Consider the following 19135-nt stretch of genomic DNA (forward strand, 5'->3'; position numbering starts at 1 on the left):
AAATAGGCGGCCGAGGCGGCCGCCTAGAAATCACCCCGCCAGGGGCGGCAGTGTCAGGTGAATACTATCTCTGTACACCCCGACACGCATTGTCATGAGAATTCAGCAGAAAAAGCCCCCTTGTCCTTTTGCCTTTCCCCCGCACGCCTGAAGCCACTCATTGAGGCGCACCTCTGTCAAGGGCGTATACCTTTACGTGTATCGATGGTTCAAATACATCCATCTCAGAAGAGATTACAATTGGTTATCAACTATGGCCATCCAAGTTGCTAATCCATTTCTCTTTCTCCTGTGCCACTTCATGCGTCAAACTGTTCTCAGAACCGACCTTTACGGCCGTTTCGATGCCGTCTTTGATCTCGTTCAGATTCGTCCTCAATTTGTTCAAATAGATATTAGTCGTAGACCGGCGCTTGTGCCCGTATAGAATCTGAACAAAGCTCGGGTTATCGCGTAGAACCACGGCCAAACAATGCCGGAAGCCATAGATGGTAAAGTCGCGGACGCCCTAGCTGGCCCTGGCCATGAAGCAAAAGAAAGCCCCCGGACCTGTCACGGCCTGGAGGCTTCGTTTTGTGGACTGACCATCTATGCGACGTTTTTCAAACCTTCTTTGATCTCTTCGACGTCCTTGGTTAGCTGCGACAGGGCAAGCATAATCTGGGCCTGGAATTGGTCGTCCTGTTCGCCCCCCATCTGCTGCCCCAGGGCCTGGAGGGCGAGGACCACCGTCCGGGGAATAGGCGTTGTGCCCTTGAGGTAGTTTTGTACTTGGCGCGGGCTGATACCCAAGGCCTCGGCCGTCCGTATCTGATTCAAATTGTGCCGGGCAATCCACTCTGCGAACGCCTGGGGGCTCATGCTCCGGCTATGGGCCCATTCGTTTATATCCCAGAGCAGGTCCGAGCCAATCTCCGTATTTTCGCCCCAGGAGACGAACCAACCCCAATCATCGACAATCATATCCCCCCAGCGGTTGGCGATGCCGGGGCCAAAGAACTTGGCGAAGCGTTCCACATGCTCCTGAACGTTTACGTCTGCAACGTCACCGTTCGTCCATTCGACGTGGACTATGAAGGGCTTCAACGCCTTGGCCGTTTTGATTTGCGGATACTCACGGGTTGCCATCGTCTTAGAACCTCCTGCCGTGGAATTTTTTCCACACGGCGTAAATCACATCGGCATAAGCCTTCGCTTCGTTCACGGCCTTTCGGGCCTCCGGAGTGGCATTGCCCCGGGTGATCTCCCATGTCTCAATGGAAACAACAACCGCCCATTCCGCTGCCGTGATGTGGAAGTGGGGCGGTTGATGATCGTTGGCCCTGACTTCAATTCGGTAGTTATTTTGTTTGGTGATGGTGGTCACTTTGGAGTTCCCTTCGTGTTGAATATAAATTACGAAAATATTGCGTATAGTCAAGAGCAAAAACGAAATAATTTCTTACAACGAGCAATTGAGAGTGAAATTCGCAAAAAAGAGCATGCGAAGCATGGCGGGTGTCCAAGGCGGGTTTCCCGTCCCGGTCGTCCATATGCCATCACTTCATGTGCCAAAGTGTCGAAAAAAGTCTTCTGAAAATGGCACATGAACAAACGGGTGCCTGGTAAACATAGGGATAATAGGGACCTAAGACGGTGGTATGCGCCCCTGCCAGGGGCGTATACGTTTCCTCCCTCCGCACGCGCGAAGCCACCGTGCGGCGCGGCCACGGCGTACAATTCGGACCAATCCATGACAAGTAAGGAAAATGCCGGGGCCGGGAAAACTGATCAAAAAATCAAGGGCCCTGGCTGAACGCTCCACGGCGTGCGGATGCAAGGCGCAAGGAAAATGCAAGACCGAAGCGTATTCCAATACGCGAGGGTTTGCATTTTCCGAAGCAACGCAGCAGACGTGCGTCGTGGGGCGTTCAGCCTTCGCCGTGGGTGTGGGGGACTTGGCCGTGCACGTGGGCGTGGACGTGCTGGTGGGTGGCGGTCTGGCCGTCGAAGGCGATCATCCCGGCGTGCATGGCGTAGATGTCGCGGGTGGTGCGGGCCAGGAAGTCGTAGTCGTGGGAGATGATGATGCGCGGCAGGTTCAGGTCGTTCAGGATGGCGATGAGCCGCTCGCGCGTGTCCACGTCCAGGGCGTTGGTGGGTTCGTCCAGGAACACGGCCAGGGGTTCCATGGCCAGGACCGTGGCCAGGGACACGAGCTTTTTTTCCCCGCCCGAGAGCTTGTAGGTCACGCGGTCCTCGAAGCCGGACAGGCCCAGGCGGGCCAGGGTGGCGCGGGCCGCGTCCAGGGCTTCGCCCGGCCCCTTGCCCAGGTTCAGGGGGCCGAAGGCCACGTCCTCCAGCACGGTGGGGTAGAACAGCTGGTCGTCGGCGTTCTGGAAGAGCAGGCCCACCTCCCGGCGCAGGGCCGCGAAGCCCTTCTCGTCCACCACGGGCGCGCCCCGGTGCAGGACCTGGCCCGCGTCGGGGCGTATCAGGCCCATGACGATGTGGGCCAGGGTGGTCTTGCCCGCGCCGTTGGGGCCGATGAGGCCGATGCAGTCGCCCAGATGGAAGGTGAAGTCCAGGTCCCTGAGCACGGGCTGGCGGCCCGGGTAGGCGAAGGTCACGCCCTTGAGGGCGAAGAGTTCCTGTGTCATGCGATGAATCCCAGATCGTAGAGGGCCAGGGCCGCGCAGGCCGCGAACACGCAGGCCGCGAAGCCGAAATCCCGGGGCGTGGCGCGCAGGCCGTTCAGGGAGCGGAAGCGGCCGTCGAAGCCCCGGCAGAGCATGGCCGCGTGCACGCGCTCGGAGCGGTCCAGGCCGCGCACGAGCACCATGCCCGCCAGATAGGCCAGGGCGCGGTAGGTGTGCAGGTTGCTGCGCGGGGTGAAGCCCCGGATCTTCATGGCCTGGCGCATGCGCTGGTATTCCCCGGCCATGACGAACACCGAGCGGTGGGTGAAGACCAGCAGCCAGGCCAGCTTGTCCGGCACGCGCAGGCCGCGCAGGGCGCAGCCCAGGTCCGAGACCGGAATGGTGGCCACCAGGGCGATGAATCCCAGCACGATGGCGTTGGACTTCAGCGTCACAATGAGGGCCAGGGCGAAGCCCTGGCGCGTGGCCGCGAAGCCCAGAACCTGGAAAACGGGGTCCCCGGGCACGGAAAAGGGCACCAGGGCCCAGAGCAGGAGGATGAACACGTTCACCGCGGCCAGACGCCGCGCCAGGCGCGCCAGAGGCGGGCGCGAGAGCCCGGCCAGCAGGCCCCCGAGGATGAGCGCGGCCCAGGCCGCCGACGCGGTGGTCAGCAGGGCCGCGGTCACCGACCAGACCAGGGCCGCGGCCAAGCGGGCGCGCGGGTCCGTGCGGTGCAGGAGCGAGCCGCCCTGGGTGAATGGTTCGTCCATCATGGTGCTTATCGGGGCGTGCCCGGCAGATTAGTTGAAATGGTCGCCTTCGGCAGGCCGTTCAAAAATAGTGAGATGCAAGGCGCAAGGGAAATGCAAGGCCGACGCGTACTTCCTGTACGCGAGGGTTTGCATTTCCCGCAGCAACGCAGCAGATCGCTGTTTTTCAACGGCGTGCCCTGACGAGGGCCGCCACGCCGAACAAGCCCAGGATGTAGCCGATGCCGCCGAACACGTCCGAGGCGCTGGGCCCGGGTTCGGACAGGGCCGCGAGCCTGCGATTGATGGGCCCCAGGCGCTTGTCCAGGGCCTGGTCCACGATGCGCGTCAGGGCGGCCTCGTCCACAGCGGCCGTCCGCCCGGAGCCGGGCTTTTCGGCCTCGGCCGCCGGAGCGGCCTCGGGCGCGGGGGCTTCGGCTCCCTCGGTCTGGCCCAGGTATTCGTCGGCCTTGATGACCCATTCGCCCTGGTGCCCCTCGCCGGCGTGCAGCACCAGCCGGAGGTCCAGGCGCGCGGCGCGCGCGGCCTCGGGAACGGGGAAGGAGGCCTCGCCCTGGCCGTTGGTCTCCACCACCAGGAGCTCCTTGTCCGTGGCCGCGTCCTCGACGCTGATGGGCGCGTTCTTGGCGGGCTTGCCGCCGGAGAACGAGCATTCCATCTTGATCTGCCCGCCTTCCTCCCAGGCGAAGATGTTGGCCCTGTGGGCCGACGCGGGGGAGGCCAGAAGCAGGAAGGCCCACAGCAGAACGCACAGGGCCGCGCAGGACCGCGCATGGAAATGGTGCATGGCGTGCTCCGTATTGCTGGTTTACGGATTTCGAACGGGAAGCCATGCGTAGCATACTTTCCTGGAATGTGCCATAGCGCGGGGCTAGGGTTTTCCGGGATGCGCCGTTTTCAGGACCGAAAAGGGCGGCCCCGCATGCGCGGGGCCGCCCTTGCAGGCGGTTCGAAGGACCCGGACCTAGGCGTTCAGGTCCGGATGGCGCTCGAGCACGGACAGGAACTGGTTGGTGCGCCTGTCCATCCTGATCTTCATCAGCATGTACATCTTGTTCATGAACTGGTAGCCGAAGTCGTGGTCCTCGTCCATGAGCATGCGCAGCTCGTCGCCGGGCAGCACGATGACGTCCGAGGTCTCCGTGGCCTTGGCGCGCATGGTCTGCACCGAGGCGGGCAGCATGCCGTACCAGCCGAACAGGTAGCCGGGCTTGATGGAGGCCAGGGACACGGTCACCGTGTCGCTCACGTCGGCCTCCAGGATGATCTTCCCGAACTTCACGATATACAGGTCGTTGGCCTCTTCCTGGGCCTCGTAGACGGTTTCGTCCTCCTGCAGGGTCTGCGCGCGGGCGATGGTCAGGAGCTTCTCGTAGATGGCGTCGGAGAAGCCCTGCAGCAGGGGCACGTTCTTCAGGTCGTCGATGGTTATCATTGTGTGTTACCTCGCCTGGTTGCTTGGGACCGCTACTTGAGGGTCATGATGATGAAGCTGAACAGGTACAGCGTGGCCACGGCCACGGACAGGCCGATGGGCGACATCCCGGCCTTGAAGTAACGCTTCACGCGCTCGCGTCTCGCCCCCGCGAGGGGCAGGACCATGAGCGTCAAGCGCATGGGCGCGGCCGTGAAGTAGTTGGTCAAGGCGACGCAGGCACCCTTGTGGAACAGCTCGTCGAAGATGCGGTTTAGGCTGTTGAGGATCTTGTCCATGGCCAGGGCGAACCAGCGGCCGCCGAAGCGGTAGAGCAGGTCGGCGTCCAGGTTCACGCAGCGCATCTCGGCCGGATACAGGCCGGAGAGCATCAGCAGGGTGAAGGCCAGGGCCGAGAAGAACAACAGCTGCAGCTGCGAGAGCACGTGGGGCGCCGTGTAGGGCACGAAGTCCACGGGGTAGGGCAGCAGGTTGTACAACGGCTTGGGATAGACGCCCACGCCGATGCAGAAGAACGCCGCCACGCCCATGGCCAGAAGCATGTTCCACGGGGCTTCCTTGACCCTCCAGCCCGCATCGTGGCCGAAGAAGGCGAAGAACGGGATCTTGATGCCCGAGTGGTGGAACACGCCCGCTGACGCGAAGATCAGGGCGAACCAGACCAGCACGTAGTGCCCTTCGCCCGACGCCGTGACGACCATGGATTTGGATATGAATCCGCTGGTCAGGGGGAAGGCGGATATGGACGCCGCTCCTATGCAGCAGAACAACGTGGTCCAGGGCATGGACTTGTACAGCCCGCCCAGGTCCGTGGCGTTGATCTTGCCGGTTCTGTGCATCACCGCGCCCATGCTCATGAACAACAGGCCCTTGTAGAGGATATGGGCGAAGGCGTGGGCGCAGGTGCCGTTGATGGACAGCTGGGTGCCGATGCCGATGCCCACCATCATGAAGCCCACTTGGTTCACCAGGGAATAGGACAGCACCCGTCGCAGGTCGTTCTCGATGACCGCGAAGAAGATGGGGAAGGCGGTCATGATGGCGCCGATCCAGATGAGCAGCTCCGTGCCCGGGAAGGCGCGCGCCAGGACGTACACCGCGCTTTTGGTGGTGAACGCGGACAGGAACACCGTGCCCGTGGGCGAGGCCGTGGGGTAGGCGTCCGTGAGCCAGGCGTGGAAGCCGGGCCAGGCCGCGTTGACGCCGAAGCCGATGAAGATCAGGGCCGAGGACAGGTCCGTGAGCCCGATGTAGCCGAACTCGATGGTCCCGTGCACGCGCTGGCGCAGCACGATGCCCGCCAGCAGGCAGAGGCCGCCCGCCGCGTGCACCATGATGTAGCGGAAGCCCGCGTTGCGCGCCTGCTCCGTGCGGTTGGACCAGATGATGACCGCGGCCGTGACCGTCAGGCATTCCCAGAACAGGAACAAGGTCAGCATGTCTCCGGCGAAGACCACGCCCTGCACGGCGCCCGCGTAGAACAGGGCGAAGACGTGCTGCACGTTGTCCTCGTGCTGGAAGGCGAAGACCATGCCGATGGCCGTGACGATGTGGAAGATGAGCCCGAACAGGAAGCTCATGCGGTCCATCATCACGGGCATCAGGTCGAAGCCCAGGAAGTGGATCTGGCAATGCGCCCCGTTGGGGATCAGGCACAGGTTGTAGAGGCTCGCCAGGGGCAGGGCCAGCATGACCAGGCGCTTGGCGTTGCCGCGCAGAAAGGGCACGAACAGCGCCCCCAGGATCATTATCACCGCGGGATGCAGGACGAAACTATTCATCGTAGAAGTCCTCCCGTCTCATGACCAGCGGGCGGAGCACGTAGCGCGCAGCCAGAACCAGCAGGACGCAGGCGATGAAGCCGTAGATGGCGTAGAAGCCGAACCAGTCCTCCCAGGGGAAGTGCGAGTGCTTTTCCACCACCAGGTCGAGGCCGAACAGGACCACCAAGCTGGCGAAGAAGACCTTGAGCAGCCGCTGGAGGTTCCTCGGATCGTCGAACATGTGTTTCTTTTCGGTGTTGTTTTCCATTATCCCTCTCCTAGTGGCCGGCCACGGTCGTTCCCATGGACATGCACAATATCAGCACCAGATAGCCGAGCCCGCCCAGGAAGCACACCCAGAAAGCGAAGCCGTATCCGGGAACGGGGTCGTGGTCCAGGACCATGCGTTCCCCTTTTTCATTGAATTCGGGAAGTTTCATGGTGTCATCCTCCAAAGATGCTCTTGACGGTCATCTCCGCCAACTGCAGGAACGGTCCAGGATGGAACAGCAGGCCAATGGAAACCAATGCGGTGAAGGCCAGGGGCGCCACGCATTGCACGGGGGCTTCCGAGAAGCCGATGGCCGCGTCCTCCGGATTCGGGTCCTTGAAGAAGGCCCGGTAGACGATGGGCATGAAGTAGGCCGAGTTGAGCAGGGAACTGCCCAAGAGCACCACCACGAAGACCATCTGGTCGGCCTGCAGCGCGCCCTGCAGCAGATACCATTTGGATATGAAGCCGCCGCACGGGGGCAGGCCGATGATGGACAGGGAGCCTATGAAGAACGCGGACATGGTGATGGGCATACGTTTGCCCAGTCCGTCCATCTGGCTGATGAGGGTCTTGCCGGTGGCCACCATGATGGCCCCGGCGCACATGAACAGCGTGATCTTGCCGAAGGCGTGCATGGCGATGTGCACCATGCCGCCCGTGAGTCCCTTGGGCGTGAGCAGGCCCATGCCCAGGACGATGTAGGACAGCTGCCCGATGGTGGAGAATGCCAGCCTGCGCTTGAGCCCGTCCTGGGACAGGGCGATGAGCGAGGCCGTGATGATGGTCACCGAGGCGATGGCCGCGATGAGGGTCCCCAGGTGCAGGTCGCGGAGCAGGTCCACGCCGAACACCCCCGTGACCACGCGCACCACGGAGAACGCGCCCACCTTGACCACGGCCACGGCGTGCAAGAGGGCCGAGACCGGGGTGGGGGCCACCATGGCGGCGGGCAGCCAGGAGTGGAACGGCATCAACCCCACCTTGGAGAACCCGAACAGGAACATGACCAGGAGCGTGGTGGCCATGGCCGGGCTCACGTGGCCCGCCAGGAAGCCCTGCGGACCGAAGTCCAGGGTCCCGGCTTGGAAGTAGGCGATGAGCATGGCCGGCAGGGCCAGGCCGATGGACGTGCCCATGAGGTAGCCCACGTACTTGCGGCCGGAGATGCGGGCCTCGGGGGTCTGCATGTGCGTGACCAGCGGGAACGTGGACAGGGAGAGGATCTCGTAGAACATGTACATGGTCAGCAGGTTCGCGGAGAAGGCCACGCCCACGGTGGAGGACAGGGCCAGGGCGAAGTAGGAGGCGAAGCGCGTCTGGCTGTGCTCCTTGAGCCCCCGCATGTAGCCCACCGTGTACAGGGAAACCACGATCCACAAGGGAGACGAGACCATGGCGAACATCAGGCCCAGGCCGTCCACCTTCAGCGCCAGGGGCACGCCGGGCAGGACCGGAGCCAGGGTGTACACGAACTGTTTGCCGTCGAGCACGTCGGGGACCATGCTGGCCACGATGGCCGTGAGGATGACCCCGGCGGCGATGGAGATGGCGTCCCGCGCATTGGGCGATTTTCCCGCCGCGCAGATCATCGGCATGGCGAGGAAGGCGACCAGGATGGCGAGAAGCGGTCGGATGGATTCAACAAGTTCCATGTGGAAAGCCCCCTAGACGATGGTCGCCGGGATGGCGAGGTCTATGATCTTGGTCACCAGATCGCCCGAGTACAGGCCGAGCACCACGAGCCCGGCGGCCACCGCCAACAGCGGCACGACCATGCCCCAGGGGGCGTCGTTGATCTCCTCGTGCGGCGGCCCGTGGTAGTGGGCCCCGTGCATGTCGCCATACGGCTCGAAGTAGGAGATCTCGAAGATCCGGAAGAACAGCACGATATTGATGAGGCTCGAAAGGATCAGCGCGCCCACGAAGCCCCAGTGCCCGGCGGTGAGCCCGCCCAGGATCAGGTACCACTTGGAGTAGAACCCGCAGGTGGGGGGCACGCCGATCATGGCCAGGGCGCCGATGACGAAGGCCGCCATGGTGAAGGGCTGCCTGCGCGAGATGCCCCTCAGGCTCTCGAAGCTTGTGGTGCCCGAGTGGTAGGCGAAGGAGCCCACGCACAGGAACACGCACAGCGTCATCACCGAGTCGTTGACGATGTGCAGGATGGACCCGGACATGCCCAGGCGGTTGCCCAGCCACAGGCCGCCCACCATGTAGCCCACTTCCGAAACCACGATGAAGGCCAGCATGCGCTTCAAGTCCCTCTGGGCCAGGGCGAAGAACGCTCCGGCCACCATGGCGACGACCGCCGCCCAGACCATACCTTCGGCGATGAGCGGGTTCTTGAAGGCCATGTCCGGGGTGAACACCGTGATCACCATGCGCGCCATGGCGTAGACCATGACCTTTGTGGTCAGGGGCGCGATGAGGCTGGACGCCGGGGACTCCGCGTCGGAGTAGGCGTTGGGCAGCCAGGCATGCACCGGGAAGAAGGCCATCTTGGTGAACAGGCCCACGAGCACCAGCCCGAAGGCCGTGAGGATGGCCGGGGAGTCGGCCATGGGCTGGATGAGCCGCGAGATGTCCTGCATGTTCAGGGAGCCGGTCTTTATATAAAGGTAACCGACGCCGAGCAGGTAGAAGCTCGCGCCAACGGTGCCCATGAACAGGTACCTGAGGGTGGAGAGCTGGGCCTTGGCGTTGCCCATGGCCAGGAGCGCGTAGCCCGACAAGGCCGTGATCTCCAGGAGCACGTACAGGTTGAAGGCGTCGCCCGTGACCACGATGCCCAGGTGGCCGGTCACGGAGAGCAGGTACAGGGTGTAGAACACCGGGACCCTGCCCGCGTAGCGCTTTTCAACGTCCTCGCGGGTGGCCACGAGGTTCACCAGCCCCACGCAGGAGACCAGGACCAGAACGAGGCCGTTCAGGTAATCCACATAGTATTCGATGCCGATGGGCGGCGGCCAGTGCCCCAGATGGTAGGACACCGGGCCCGTGGCCAGGATCTGCAGCAGCAGCGCCACGGCGGACGCCGCGGAGCAGAGCAGTGCGAAACAGGCGAGGGCGAAGGCGAATCGCCGCCCGAGCCAGCCGCTGATGAACGTAAAGAACGAGAACAGCAGCGGAATGATGAGTATGAGCGCGGGATATTGATGCGTCATGGCTAGTCACTCAGGTGGCTTAAGATTTCGTCTTCTTCCAGGGTCTTGTGCTCGCGGTAGATCTTGAGCAGCAAGGCCAGGGCCACACCCAGGGTCGCCACGCTGACGACGATGGCCGTGAGCATCAGCACGTGGGGCAGGGGGTTGATGTAGTCAACCGCGTGCACCGCGTGGTGCCCGCCCCCGTGGCCGTGTTCCATGATGGGGATGGTGGCCCCCTTCTTGGAACCGATGGACACGTAGAAGAGGATGATGGCGGTCTGGAAGATGTTCATGCCGACCACCTTCTTGACCAGGTTGTTCTTGCCGATCATGGCCCACAGGCCGATCATCATCAGGATGATGTACAGCCAGAAGTTGTACTTGGCCACGACAACGTTCTGCAGGAAGTCCATCATGGCTACAGGCCCTCCTCGTATCTGCCCAGGGAGGCGACGTTGTTGTAGATGATGACCATGGTGGACATGACCGTCAGGGCCACGCCGATTTCAACGAAGAGGATACCCAGGGAGCGCGCGTACACCGGGTCCACGCCCAGGAGCCCGGCCATGGCCGAGTAGTCCAGGAAGTTGTGCCCGTAGAACAGGGCCAGGGCGCCCCAGCCCGAGTAGATGATCACGCCTCCGGCGCTCATGATGCCCAGAACCTTGTTGGATATCCGCGAGGTCAGGGTGGTCATGTTGTGCGACAGGGCCAAAAGCAGGAAGGCCGCCGCGAGGATCACGCCGCCCTGGAATCCGCCGCCCGGGCTGTGGTGGCCGTGGGCCACGACGTACAGGGCGTAGATCTGGATGAAGGGGACCATCATCTTGGCGACCCGCGAGACGATGAAGTCGTAGGGCACCCAGGTGGGGTCGATCTGCTCGAACTCGCCGCCCGTCTTCGGGGCCGTGCCGCCGGGTTTGATGGTCAGGACCACGCCCGAGGGCTTGTGGCGGAAGTAGTGCCTGCGCTCGTCATCCTTGCGCGTGTAGGCGCCCAGGAGGAAGAAGCAGGCCGCGCCCGCGCAGAAGACCACCGTGGTCTCGAACATGGTGTCGAAGCCGCGGTAGTCGGCTAACAGCGACGTGACGAAGTTGGGCACGTCGGTGTCTTCGAGGCTGTGCTCGATGTAGTAGTTGGACAGGTACGTGGACGCCGGAGACTGGGGGTCGCCGAAGGCCGGGAAGTCCACGGTCACGGCGATAAGGATGATGCCGGTCAGCACCGTGGAGATGAAAGCGAGCTTTTTCATCAGTCTTTCGACCTCCTTGCGGTTCTGAACACGGCGGCCAGGAAGAGCACGGTGGAAACGCCCGCGCCCACGCTGGCCTCGGTGAAGGCCACGTCCACGGCCCCCATCACGGTCCACAGCACGCACATCATGAAGCTGTACGCGCCGAACAGTATGCCCGCGCCCAAGAGATCCTTGATCTGCAGGGCGCCGATGGCGCAGATCACCACCAGCAGCAGGATAGCCAGGTCGATTTGCCAGATCATGCGCCTACCTCCTGGGCTCGCCCTGGGTCCAGGGCTTGAGGCCGGCCCTGAAGCCCGCGTCCACGATGGCGTGGGTGGCGGTGGGGCTGGCGATGAACACGAAGACCAGGATGAGCATGATCTTCAGGGCCGTGAGAATGGAGCCCACATCCAGGTGGTGCAGCTCGTACAGCGCGAGGCCGCCGAGCATCAGCAGCGAGGCCAGGGTGTCCATCTTCCCGGCCGGGTGCAGGCGCGAATAGAAGTCCGGAAAGCGCAGGATGCCCAGGGAACCCCCGAAGAAGACGACGAGGCCCAGGACGAGCAGCGCTTTGACCGCGAGATCGAGCATGATGCCTCCTAGTTGTCCTGGGGCTGGTTGCGGAGCCCCTTGCGTTTCTGGAAATATCTCGCCGCGGCGATGACCGCGATGAAGTTGAGCATGCCGTAGGCCAGGGCGATGTCCACGAACATGTCCTGGCGATGGAACAGGTGCCCCGCGATGATCAGCAGCACCACCGTCTTGGAGCCGATGCCGTTGACGCCCACCAGGCGGTCCAGGGCCGTGGGACCCACCACGGCGCGGTACAGGGTCATGAGCATGATGGCGATGAGCGCCAGGGCCGTGCCTATGAAGAAGCCGTCCATCTATTCCTCCCCGAAGGTCTTGGCGATGTTCCGCTCCATGTCCCCGGGCAGTCCGTCGGCGGACTTCTTGTCGATGGCGTGCACGGTGTAGCGGCCGAAGCGGTCCACATACACGGTGATGGTGCCGGGGGTGAGCGTGATGGAGTTGGCGAAGGTCAACCGGGCCATGGTTCCCGTCAGGTAGGAGTCGATCTTGATGACCCTGGGGGAGATCATCGACATCATACGCGGATGGAAAGCCAGGTAGAGGAGCCAGATGTTGGCCTTGACGATTTCCCAGATCAGCCAGGGGATGTACAGGATGAACCTGAACCATACCCCGGTTACGGCGGCCTGCGTGTTCGGTGGGAAGAGCAGGTCCGACGACGCCCAGGCCACGATGGCGCAGCAGATTACGCCTAGGCTCATGTGGAACGGGTCGAATTTGCCCGAGAGCACTACCCAGGTCACGGCCATGAGCACGAAGGTCAGTGCCACCGCGCCCAGGCGTTTCCTGGGCCTGGTCAGGGTTTCTTGGTGGTTGTTCGCCATGTCGTTGTCCTTAAAAATGGAGGGTGACGGAATACGGGCCTTGGGGAACGTGGTCCGACCAAAGCCCGGAAAGGCATATTTCACCAAGATGTTCAGCGGGTCAAGCTCACCGGTGAACAAACTTCAGGCAATGGTGCGCGAAATCAGCCTTTATGTGAAGGGTCCCGCCATGTCCCGCAAGGAAGGCGGGAATGGTGGGAACCCACGGCCGTTGCGCGCTACCATGCGCCTGGAATAACGATGCGGTGGTTGTGCAACTCCCGTGCCGTGTGCACGGAGCATTTGTGCGGTCGCCCAGGTTGCCGGAAAGCTCTATATTGGCCTTGTTATTTTTTTGATTCCAATATGTTGTTTTCGCAATAGGGCTGGAGGTTCACGCTGCTTGTTTAAAATAGATCAAGCATTGCCGGAGCGATGTCCACGGTGGGATAGATGCCTTTGAGAGGGCCGTCGGGGTAGGGTTGCACAATGCTGAAAGACATGTCCTGGTTCTTTTGGGCGTGTCCGGCCATTGATTTTCCGTCATAGAAGGCGCCGTTCTCTTCCAGGATATGCTGGATGCGGTGGGTGAAGGCGTCCACGAAGGCCTTGCCCGATCCGGAAAACCGCATGCTGCCGAATTCCGCTTCGCCGCTGAATTCGCGAAGCCGCGTCAGGGCCACGCTGTTGTTGGTGATGTCCTGCTGGCGGGTGATGTATCCCCAGACAAGTGAACCTCCTGGAATTTCGATTGGTTCAACGGCGTCGATGATGGTGTGGGGCATGATGATGCAGCCCTTGCCCACCTGTACGGGATTTTCCGGGGTGCCGTGGACAAAGGCGTTGAAGCCCACGAAGCAGTTGGGGCCGCAGTGGGCGTGGATGATCTTGCCGCCGTGGGCTGTGACGTTCATGCCCTCCAGGTGCGCATGCACGATGTAGCAGTTCTCTTGGGCGTTGGCGCCCTCGCCCAGGGAGGAATCCTCTATGTAGGCCCGCTGGGCCACGAGGACCTTCTTGTCCACCTGGCAGGAACCCTTGACCACGGCGTAGGGGGACACGGCCGCGCCCTCGGGCACGTCCCGGGGCTGGCCCTGGTTCACGGAGCTGTAGATGGGGACGAAGTCCTCCTTGCGGTTCTCCACGTAGTCCATCATCACGCCCGTGGGCCGCGCGCCCACCTTGTAGTCGATGTAGTGCGGCAGCACCTCGCGCGGGAAGCGGTAGTCGAACTCGAAGGAGCCCTCGGAGCGGATCCAGACCCGCCCGGGCTCCACGTAGGTGTGGGAGATCTCCCCGGCCTGCACGTAGCTGTGCATGCCGAACACGCAGTTGTGGGCGCTGGTCAGGTCCACGGTGGCGAAGGGCTCCAGCAGGCAGCCCTCCATGGGCGAGCCGTGGATGTTGGACCAGTGCAGGGCCACGGTGTTGCGGATGGCGAATTTCTCCAGGTTTTCTGGATCGTGGGACTTGTTGTGCACCAGGGTCTTGATGAGAAAGCTGTCGCGGATGGAGATGAACTCGTCGTTGTAGAGCTTGATGGTCATGCCCTCGAAGTCCACGCTGTCGCCCTTGCGCTTGAGCTCGTCGCCGCGGATGTCGCTCTTGTAGACGATGGAGCGGTCCACCACGCACTTGCCCAGGAAATAGGTGCCCGAGATGCAGGACTCGGAGAACTGGAAGCGCAGGGGGTGGTGGGTGGTCAGGGCGTAGAAGGCGTAGAAGGCCGAGTAGTTGTCCGGATTGATCAGGGTGCGGATGTGGGGGCCCACCTCGGCGAACTCGTGGAGGTTGACGTTGACGCGGTTCACGATGCTGTCGATGAGCTTGTTGACCTGCATGGGGCTCTCCGTCCGCTGATGGTTGTAGGCGTGGCGGCGCGGCCCCGGAAAGACGGGGCCGCACCATTACCTCATAGTCGAATGCCTGCGTGTGGTCTACCCGCCCGCGGGCAGGGTGATGGACATGCCCATGAGGGGCCAGAGCACGTACACGGCCAGTCCCGTGACCGCCATCAGCAGGATGGACGCCGGGATGCCGTACATGAAGAACTCCCCGCTGGTGAACTGTCTGGAATTGTAGGCGATGGCGTTGGGCGCCGCGCCCACCAGGAGCAGGAAGGGCATGCCCGCCACGATGAGCGAGGAGAACAGGATGACCTCGCCGGCCACGCCCAGGTAGGGCGCGATGACCAGGGCCACGGGCAGGGAGATGGCGATGGCCGCCACGTTCATGATGAAGTTGGTCATGATCATCACGAAGAAGGCGATGGACATGACGAAGATGAACCAGTGGGCCTCCTTGAACATGGCCAGCCAGTTCACGGCCAGCCACTTGGCCGCGCCCGTCTCCCAGAGGCAGAAGCCGATGGACATGGCCCCGGCGAAGAGCAGGATGATGTTCCAGGGCACCTCCTCCAGGTCCCGAAGGTCCAGGATGCGGAACACGTAGAAGAGCACCGTGGTCATGAGGATGATGGCGGTCTTGTCGATGGGCTTCAAGGCCGGGATGAAGGACCGCAGGCTCATGATCACGATGGCCGTGCCCACGATGACGGCGGCCAGGATTTCGTTCCGGCTCAGGCGGCCCAGGCCGGCGTTGAGCTCGCGGGCCTTTGCGCGCAGCCCGGGGATGGTCTTGTGCTCGGGCTTGCAGAAGATCATGAAGAAGCCCCACAAGAGGAAGGTCATCAGCCAGCCGATGGGGAACATGTAGTAGGTCAGCTGGAAGAAGGTGATGTCCTGGCCCATGATGTCCTTGTAGAAGCCCAGGGCCACGGCCCCGCGCGCCGCGCCCAAGAGGGTCACGATGGACCCGGCCCCGGCCACGTAGGCCATGCCGATGAACAGGCCCTTGCCGAACTTGGTGGGCGTGTGCGGGTCGTCGGAGTACAGGCTGTAGATGGCCACCAGCAGCGGATACAGGGTGGCGGCCACGGCGGTGTGGGCCATGATGTGCGTGAGCGCCGCGCAGACCACGAAGCTGCCCAGCAGGATCATGGACGTGCGCTCGCCCACGATGTCCAGCATCTTGTAGGCCAGGCGCTTGGTCAGCCCGGTCTTGGTGAACACCGTGCCGATGACCAGGGAGGCGAAGATGAACATCACGGACGGGTCCATGAAGTCCTTGAAGGCCACCTTGGCCGGGCGGATCAGGAACAGGGCCTGGAGGATGCCGATCATCAGCGAGGTCACGCCGATGGGCACCACCTCGAAGACCCACCACGTCCCGGCCAGCAGGAACACGGCCAGGGCGCCCTTGCCCTCGCGCGAGAGCAGGAAGTGCTCGCCCATGGGGTCGATGGCGTCGGGCCAGGCCGGCGAGAAATAGACCACGCAGAACAGGGCCACGCCGGTGAGCATGAACACGAGCCGTTTCCAGTCGAAGGACGCGGCTTGTTTGGTTGCGGCAGTCATATTGGATTACCTTCCCTTTGTCTGGGGTTGGATGGGGATTATCTGGCGCAGGCCAGGACGAGGGCCTTGATCCTGCTGAACACGTCGCCGAAGCGCAGCGCGCCCACGACCTTGCCGCCCTCGCGCACCAGCAGAGGCTGGTGCGCGCCCATGACGTAGAGGTGCAGGGCCTTGTCCAGGCCCGCCCCCGCGTCCACGAACTCGGTCTCGGCGGGCTCGTGCATGATGTCCGCCACCTTCAGGCCCGAGGCCTTGCGGCAGAGGTCCGCCAGGGGCGCGGACCAGAGGTCGTATTCCCTAAACATCGCGGCCATGTAGTCCGGGGTCAGCACGGACCGCTGGTCCATGGACTCCAGGATGCTCTTGTATCCGGGCTCCAGGGCCAGGTAGATGTCCGTCATGGTCACCTTGCCGCGCACGCCCCCGTCCGGCCCGAAGACCAGCACGTCGCGGTGGGAATGCGCCTGGCCCCTGGTCTTCTTGTCTTCCTCCAGCGCCAGGAAGCAGTCCAGGAGGGTGTCCTCGATCCCCACGGAGACGTACTCCCCGATGGGGATCATGAGGTCCTTGATAGTGATGTCCATCAGCCGTCCTCCAAAGGTTTGTCCGGGCGCCCCACCCGGCTTGCGTTCATGCCGGGGCCGCGATCCGGCCCCGGGCTCAGCTTCGTTTCGCGGGCCGTTTGCCCGCGCCCTGGATCTTGTGCAGCAGCTCGTTGACGTCGAAGGGCACCAGCATGTCGTCCAGCACCCCCTGGCTCCTGGCGCGCATGGCGAAATCCACGTCCCCGCCGCTCTCCAGGAGGATGATGCCCGCCTTGGGGGCCGCGTCGGCCAGCCTGCGGATGCGGCCCAGATCCTCGTCGCCGCACTCCCGGGCCAGGAACAGGATCACGTCCGCGCCCCTGTCTGTGAGAAATCGCACAGCCTCGCCGGTGTCCGCCTCCTCGTCCACCACGATGCCGGCGGCGGCCAGGCGGAAGGCCAGCTGGCTGCGGAAACCGTCGTCCGGCGCGAGGATGAGAACGCGCGGGCCCATGCTTTTCGACTCCTTGGCAACGCGGATCTCCCCGCGTTGTCCGGCCATGGCTCTTGGCATGAAATTCACAAAGTCAGGCCGGAAAAGCAGAAAGCATGCCAGAAAAAATATGTCTGAATACCGGATAATTGGCGATTGGAGGCGAAACAGGCGAGACGAATTGAAACTATACGAAACGAATTATCAAAGACAAAAAGAAACAAAAAGCCACATATCGGTAATCACATGTCGTCGGGGCAATCCAGGACCGCGCCGGGTTCCAGGGTGCGGGAGTCCAGGGCCGCGAGCACCGAGTCCAGGCCGCCGATGACCGAGTCGTAGACCTCCACGCCCTTCCATTGCAGATAGTCGTAATACTTGCCCTCGATGGCTCCGCAGACCACCAGGGAGACCTTTTCCGTGAGCACCAGCTTGCACAGTTCGTCGGCCGAGGCCGAGGACAGCACCAGGGTCTTGCCGTCGGCCTCGGCGCCGCTCTCCAGGCGGCCCAGCCAGGCCTCGGCCGTGAGGTCGAAGCGGGCGGCCACGTGGTCCAGGTCCAGGGTGATGAGGATCTTGGTCATGCCGGGGGCCCCTGGGGATCGATCCCGTGTTTCTTCATCTTGCGCCACAGGGTGCTGCGGCCCCAGCCCAGGATGTCCGCGGCGCGGCCCCGGCGGCCCTTGGCCTGCACCAGGGCGTCCATGATCAACTCGCGTTCCGCCGCGTCCCAGTTGGGGGCGTGGGGCCTGGCCGCGGCGCGCGGCGGGGCCGGGGCTCCGGGCTCCACTGGGCGCGGGGCCGGGGCCGGGTGCGGCCGGGTCATGTACGCGGGCAGGTGCTCGGGCAGCACGGTGTCGCCCTCGCAGACGTTGACCGCGTATTCCACCACGTTGCGCAGTTCGCGCACGTTGCCCGGGAAGGGATGGCCGAGCAGGATGTCCCGGGTGCGCGGGCCGAGGCTTTTGACCTCCTTGCCGAAGGAGGCCCGGAACATGGCCAGGAAATGGTCCGTGAGCATCTCCAGGTCCTCGCCGCGCTCGCGCAGGGGCGGCAGGTGCATGCGCACCACGTTCAGGCGGTACAGGAGGTCCTCGCGGAACAGGCGCTGGGCCACCATCTCCTCCAGGTCGCGCAGGGTGGCGGCGATGATGCGCACGTCCACCTTCACGGGCTTGGTGCCGCCCAGGGGATAGAAGGTCTTGTCGTCCAAGAAGGACAGCAGCTTGACCTGCAGGGGCAGGGGCAGGTCGCCGATTTCCGTGAGGAACAGGGTTCCGTTGTGGGCCAGCTTGAAGCGGCCGGACTTGTTCTCCACCGCGCCGGTGAACGCGCCCTTGACGTGGCCGAAGAGTTCGCCCTCCAGGAGCGTCTCGGGCAGGGCCCCGCAGTTGACCTTCACGAAGGGGCCCTTGGCCCGGTCCGAGGACTGGTGGATGGCCTCGGCCACCAGGTCCTTGCCCGTGCCCGTTTCGCCGGTGATGAGCACCGAGGAGTCGGTCTGGGCCACGCTGGGCAGCAGCTGGAACAGCTTCTCCATCTTGGGGCTGTGGCCGATGATGCCCGCGTACCCGAAGGCGGCCTGCTGGCTGGGCTCCAGGTTTCGGAGCAGGCGCAGGTCCTCCACGGTCTCCATGTAGCCCTGCACGGACCCGTCCGCAGCGCGCACGGGCGAGGCCGTGACGCGCACGGGGATGCGTTCGCGGTCGGCGTTGATGATGTCGCCCTCGGCGCAGGCCGGGGAGCTGTCGCGGTCCAGTCCCGCCAGGGGGCAGCTGCGGCCGCACAGGCTGCCGCGCAGGGCGTAGCGGCAGGGCAGCCCCAGGCTGCGCCGCGCCGGAAAGCCAATGAGCACCTCGGCGGCCTGGTTCATGGCCACCACGCGCCGTCGGGTGTCCAGCAGGAGCACGGCCAGGGGAATCTCGTCCAAGAGCGGCAAAAAGGGCACGGGCGAGTTCAGGATGCCGTGGACCAGGGCGCTGCTCATGGGGCGGTGGTGTTTCGTGTGTGGAACATGATGCAACACTTTGACATGAATTTAACAAGTGTTGTCAAGGAC

At 63.4% G+C, this 19135-nt stretch carries 23 protein-coding genes; all 23 read right to left on the bottom strand.

The window, feature by feature from the left end; all coding sequences use genetic code 11:
• Nucleotides 1–588 precede the first annotated feature (588 nt).
• A complete protein-coding gene (locus ACYYG1_RS12005; protein WP_461210556.1) occupies nucleotides 589–1128 on the bottom strand; it encodes a helix-turn-helix domain-containing protein in 540 nt (179 codons plus the stop codon).
• Nucleotides 1129–1132: 4 nt separating this feature from the next.
• Nucleotides 1133–1366: a DUF4160 domain-containing protein gene (locus ACYYG1_RS12010; RefSeq protein ID WP_461210557.1), complete on the bottom strand. Its 234-nt coding sequence runs from the start codon at nucleotides 1364–1366 to the stop codon at nucleotides 1133–1135.
• A gap of 544 nt (nucleotides 1367–1910) precedes the next feature.
• Nucleotides 1911–2639 (bottom strand): energy-coupling factor ABC transporter ATP-binding protein, encoded by a 729-nt coding sequence (locus ACYYG1_RS12015; protein WP_461210558.1) that lies wholly within the window; start codon nucleotides 2637–2639, stop codon nucleotides 1911–1913.
• Nucleotides 2636–3394 (bottom strand): cobalt ECF transporter T component CbiQ, encoded by a 759-nt coding sequence (cbiQ, locus tag ACYYG1_RS12020; RefSeq protein WP_461210559.1) that lies wholly within the window; start codon nucleotides 3392–3394, stop codon nucleotides 2636–2638. Before cbiQ ends, ACYYG1_RS12015 begins: the two co-directional genes overlap by 4 nt.
• Before the next feature lie 163 nt (nucleotides 3395–3557).
• Entirely contained in the window at nucleotides 3558–4178 is a 621-nt protein-coding gene (locus ACYYG1_RS12025; RefSeq protein WP_461210560.1) for a cobalamin biosynthesis protein CbiL, read from the bottom strand.
• Between the two features lie 177 nt (nucleotides 4179–4355).
• Nucleotides 4356–4826 carry a Crp/Fnr family transcriptional regulator gene (locus ACYYG1_RS12030; protein WP_461210561.1) on the bottom strand — a complete coding sequence of 157 codons (471 nt, stop codon included), beginning with the start codon at nucleotides 4824–4826 and terminating at the stop codon, nucleotides 4356–4358.
• A 32-nt stretch (nucleotides 4827–4858) separates the two neighbouring features.
• Nucleotides 4859–6607: a Na(+)/H(+) antiporter subunit D gene (locus ACYYG1_RS12035; RefSeq protein WP_461210562.1), complete on the bottom strand. Its 1749-nt coding sequence runs from the start codon at nucleotides 6605–6607 to the stop codon at nucleotides 4859–4861.
• The gene (locus ACYYG1_RS12040; RefSeq protein ID WP_461210563.1) at nucleotides 6600–6857 is read right to left on the bottom strand and encodes a hypothetical protein; all 258 of its coding nucleotides are present in this window, start codon (nucleotides 6855–6857) and stop codon (nucleotides 6600–6602) included. The genes ACYYG1_RS12035 and ACYYG1_RS12040 overlap by 8 nt, the downstream gene beginning before the upstream one ends.
• Nucleotides 6858–6867: 10 nt before the next feature.
• Nucleotides 6868–7029, bottom strand: coding sequence for a hypothetical protein (locus ACYYG1_RS12045; protein ID WP_461210564.1), 162 nt, complete (start codon nucleotides 7027–7029; stop codon nucleotides 6868–6870).
• Between the two features lie 4 nt (nucleotides 7030–7033).
• Complete coding sequence (locus ACYYG1_RS12050; RefSeq protein ID WP_461210565.1) at nucleotides 7034–8515, bottom strand: monovalent cation/H+ antiporter subunit D family protein; 1482 nt, start codon at nucleotides 8513–8515, stop codon at nucleotides 7034–7036.
• A gap of 12 nt (nucleotides 8516–8527) precedes the next feature.
• Nucleotides 8528–10027 (bottom strand): complex I subunit 5 family protein, encoded by a 1500-nt coding sequence (locus ACYYG1_RS12055; protein ID WP_461210566.1) that lies wholly within the window; start codon nucleotides 10025–10027, stop codon nucleotides 8528–8530.
• 2 nt (nucleotides 10028–10029) lie between these two features.
• Nucleotides 10030–10425, bottom strand: coding sequence for a cation:proton antiporter subunit C (locus ACYYG1_RS12060; protein WP_461210567.1), 396 nt, complete (start codon nucleotides 10423–10425; stop codon nucleotides 10030–10032).
• Between the two features lie 2 nt (nucleotides 10426–10427).
• Entirely contained in the window at nucleotides 10428–11261 is an 834-nt protein-coding gene (locus ACYYG1_RS12065) for a Na(+)/H(+) antiporter subunit B (RefSeq protein ID WP_461210568.1), read from the bottom strand.
• Nucleotides 11261–11506: a hydrogenase subunit MbhD domain-containing protein gene (locus ACYYG1_RS12070; RefSeq protein WP_461210569.1), complete on the bottom strand. Its 246-nt coding sequence runs from the start codon at nucleotides 11504–11506 to the stop codon at nucleotides 11261–11263. The genes ACYYG1_RS12065 and ACYYG1_RS12070 overlap by 1 nt, the downstream gene beginning before the upstream one ends.
• Nucleotides 11507–11510: 4 nt before the next feature.
• Nucleotides 11511–11837, bottom strand: coding sequence for a monovalent cation/H(+) antiporter subunit G (mnhG, locus tag ACYYG1_RS12075; RefSeq protein WP_461210570.1), 327 nt, complete (start codon nucleotides 11835–11837; stop codon nucleotides 11511–11513).
• An 8-nt stretch (nucleotides 11838–11845) separates the two neighbouring features.
• Nucleotides 11846–12133 carry an MrpF/PhaF family protein gene (locus tag ACYYG1_RS12080; RefSeq protein ID WP_461210571.1) on the bottom strand — a complete coding sequence of 96 codons (288 nt, stop codon included), beginning with the start codon at nucleotides 12131–12133 and terminating at the stop codon, nucleotides 11846–11848.
• Nucleotides 12134–12664, bottom strand: a complete 531-nt coding sequence (locus tag ACYYG1_RS12085) for a Na+/H+ antiporter subunit E (protein ID WP_461210572.1) — start codon at nucleotides 12662–12664, stop codon at nucleotides 12134–12136.
• A 386-nt stretch (nucleotides 12665–13050) separates the two neighbouring features.
• Nucleotides 13051–14484: a transferase gene (locus ACYYG1_RS12090; protein ID WP_461210573.1), complete on the bottom strand. Its 1434-nt coding sequence runs from the start codon at nucleotides 14482–14484 to the stop codon at nucleotides 13051–13053.
• Between the two features lie 96 nt (nucleotides 14485–14580).
• Nucleotides 14581–16059, bottom strand: coding sequence for an SLC13 family permease (locus tag ACYYG1_RS12095; protein ID WP_461210574.1), 1479 nt, complete (start codon nucleotides 16057–16059; stop codon nucleotides 14581–14583).
• 38 nt (nucleotides 16060–16097) lie between these two features.
• Nucleotides 16098–16643 carry a CBS domain-containing protein gene (locus tag ACYYG1_RS12100; RefSeq protein ID WP_461210575.1) on the bottom strand — a complete coding sequence of 182 codons (546 nt, stop codon included), beginning with the start codon at nucleotides 16641–16643 and terminating at the stop codon, nucleotides 16098–16100.
• Between the two features lie 76 nt (nucleotides 16644–16719).
• Nucleotides 16720–17097 (bottom strand): DNA-binding transcriptional response regulator, encoded by a 378-nt coding sequence (locus ACYYG1_RS12105; protein ID WP_461210576.1) that lies wholly within the window; start codon nucleotides 17095–17097, stop codon nucleotides 16720–16722.
• A gap of 221 nt (nucleotides 17098–17318) precedes the next feature.
• Nucleotides 17319–17660, bottom strand: a complete 342-nt coding sequence (locus ACYYG1_RS12110; RefSeq protein WP_461210577.1) for a dinitrogenase iron-molybdenum cofactor biosynthesis protein — start codon at nucleotides 17658–17660, stop codon at nucleotides 17319–17321.
• The gene (locus tag ACYYG1_RS12115) at nucleotides 17657–19063 is read right to left on the bottom strand and encodes a sigma-54 interaction domain-containing protein (RefSeq protein ID WP_461210578.1); all 1407 of its coding nucleotides are present in this window, start codon (nucleotides 19061–19063) and stop codon (nucleotides 17657–17659) included. The genes ACYYG1_RS12110 and ACYYG1_RS12115 overlap by 4 nt, the downstream gene beginning before the upstream one ends.
• Nucleotides 19064–19135: the final 72 nt, after the last annotated feature.

It is taken from the genome of Desulfocurvus sp. DL1XJH-121 (genome assembly GCF_054819825.1).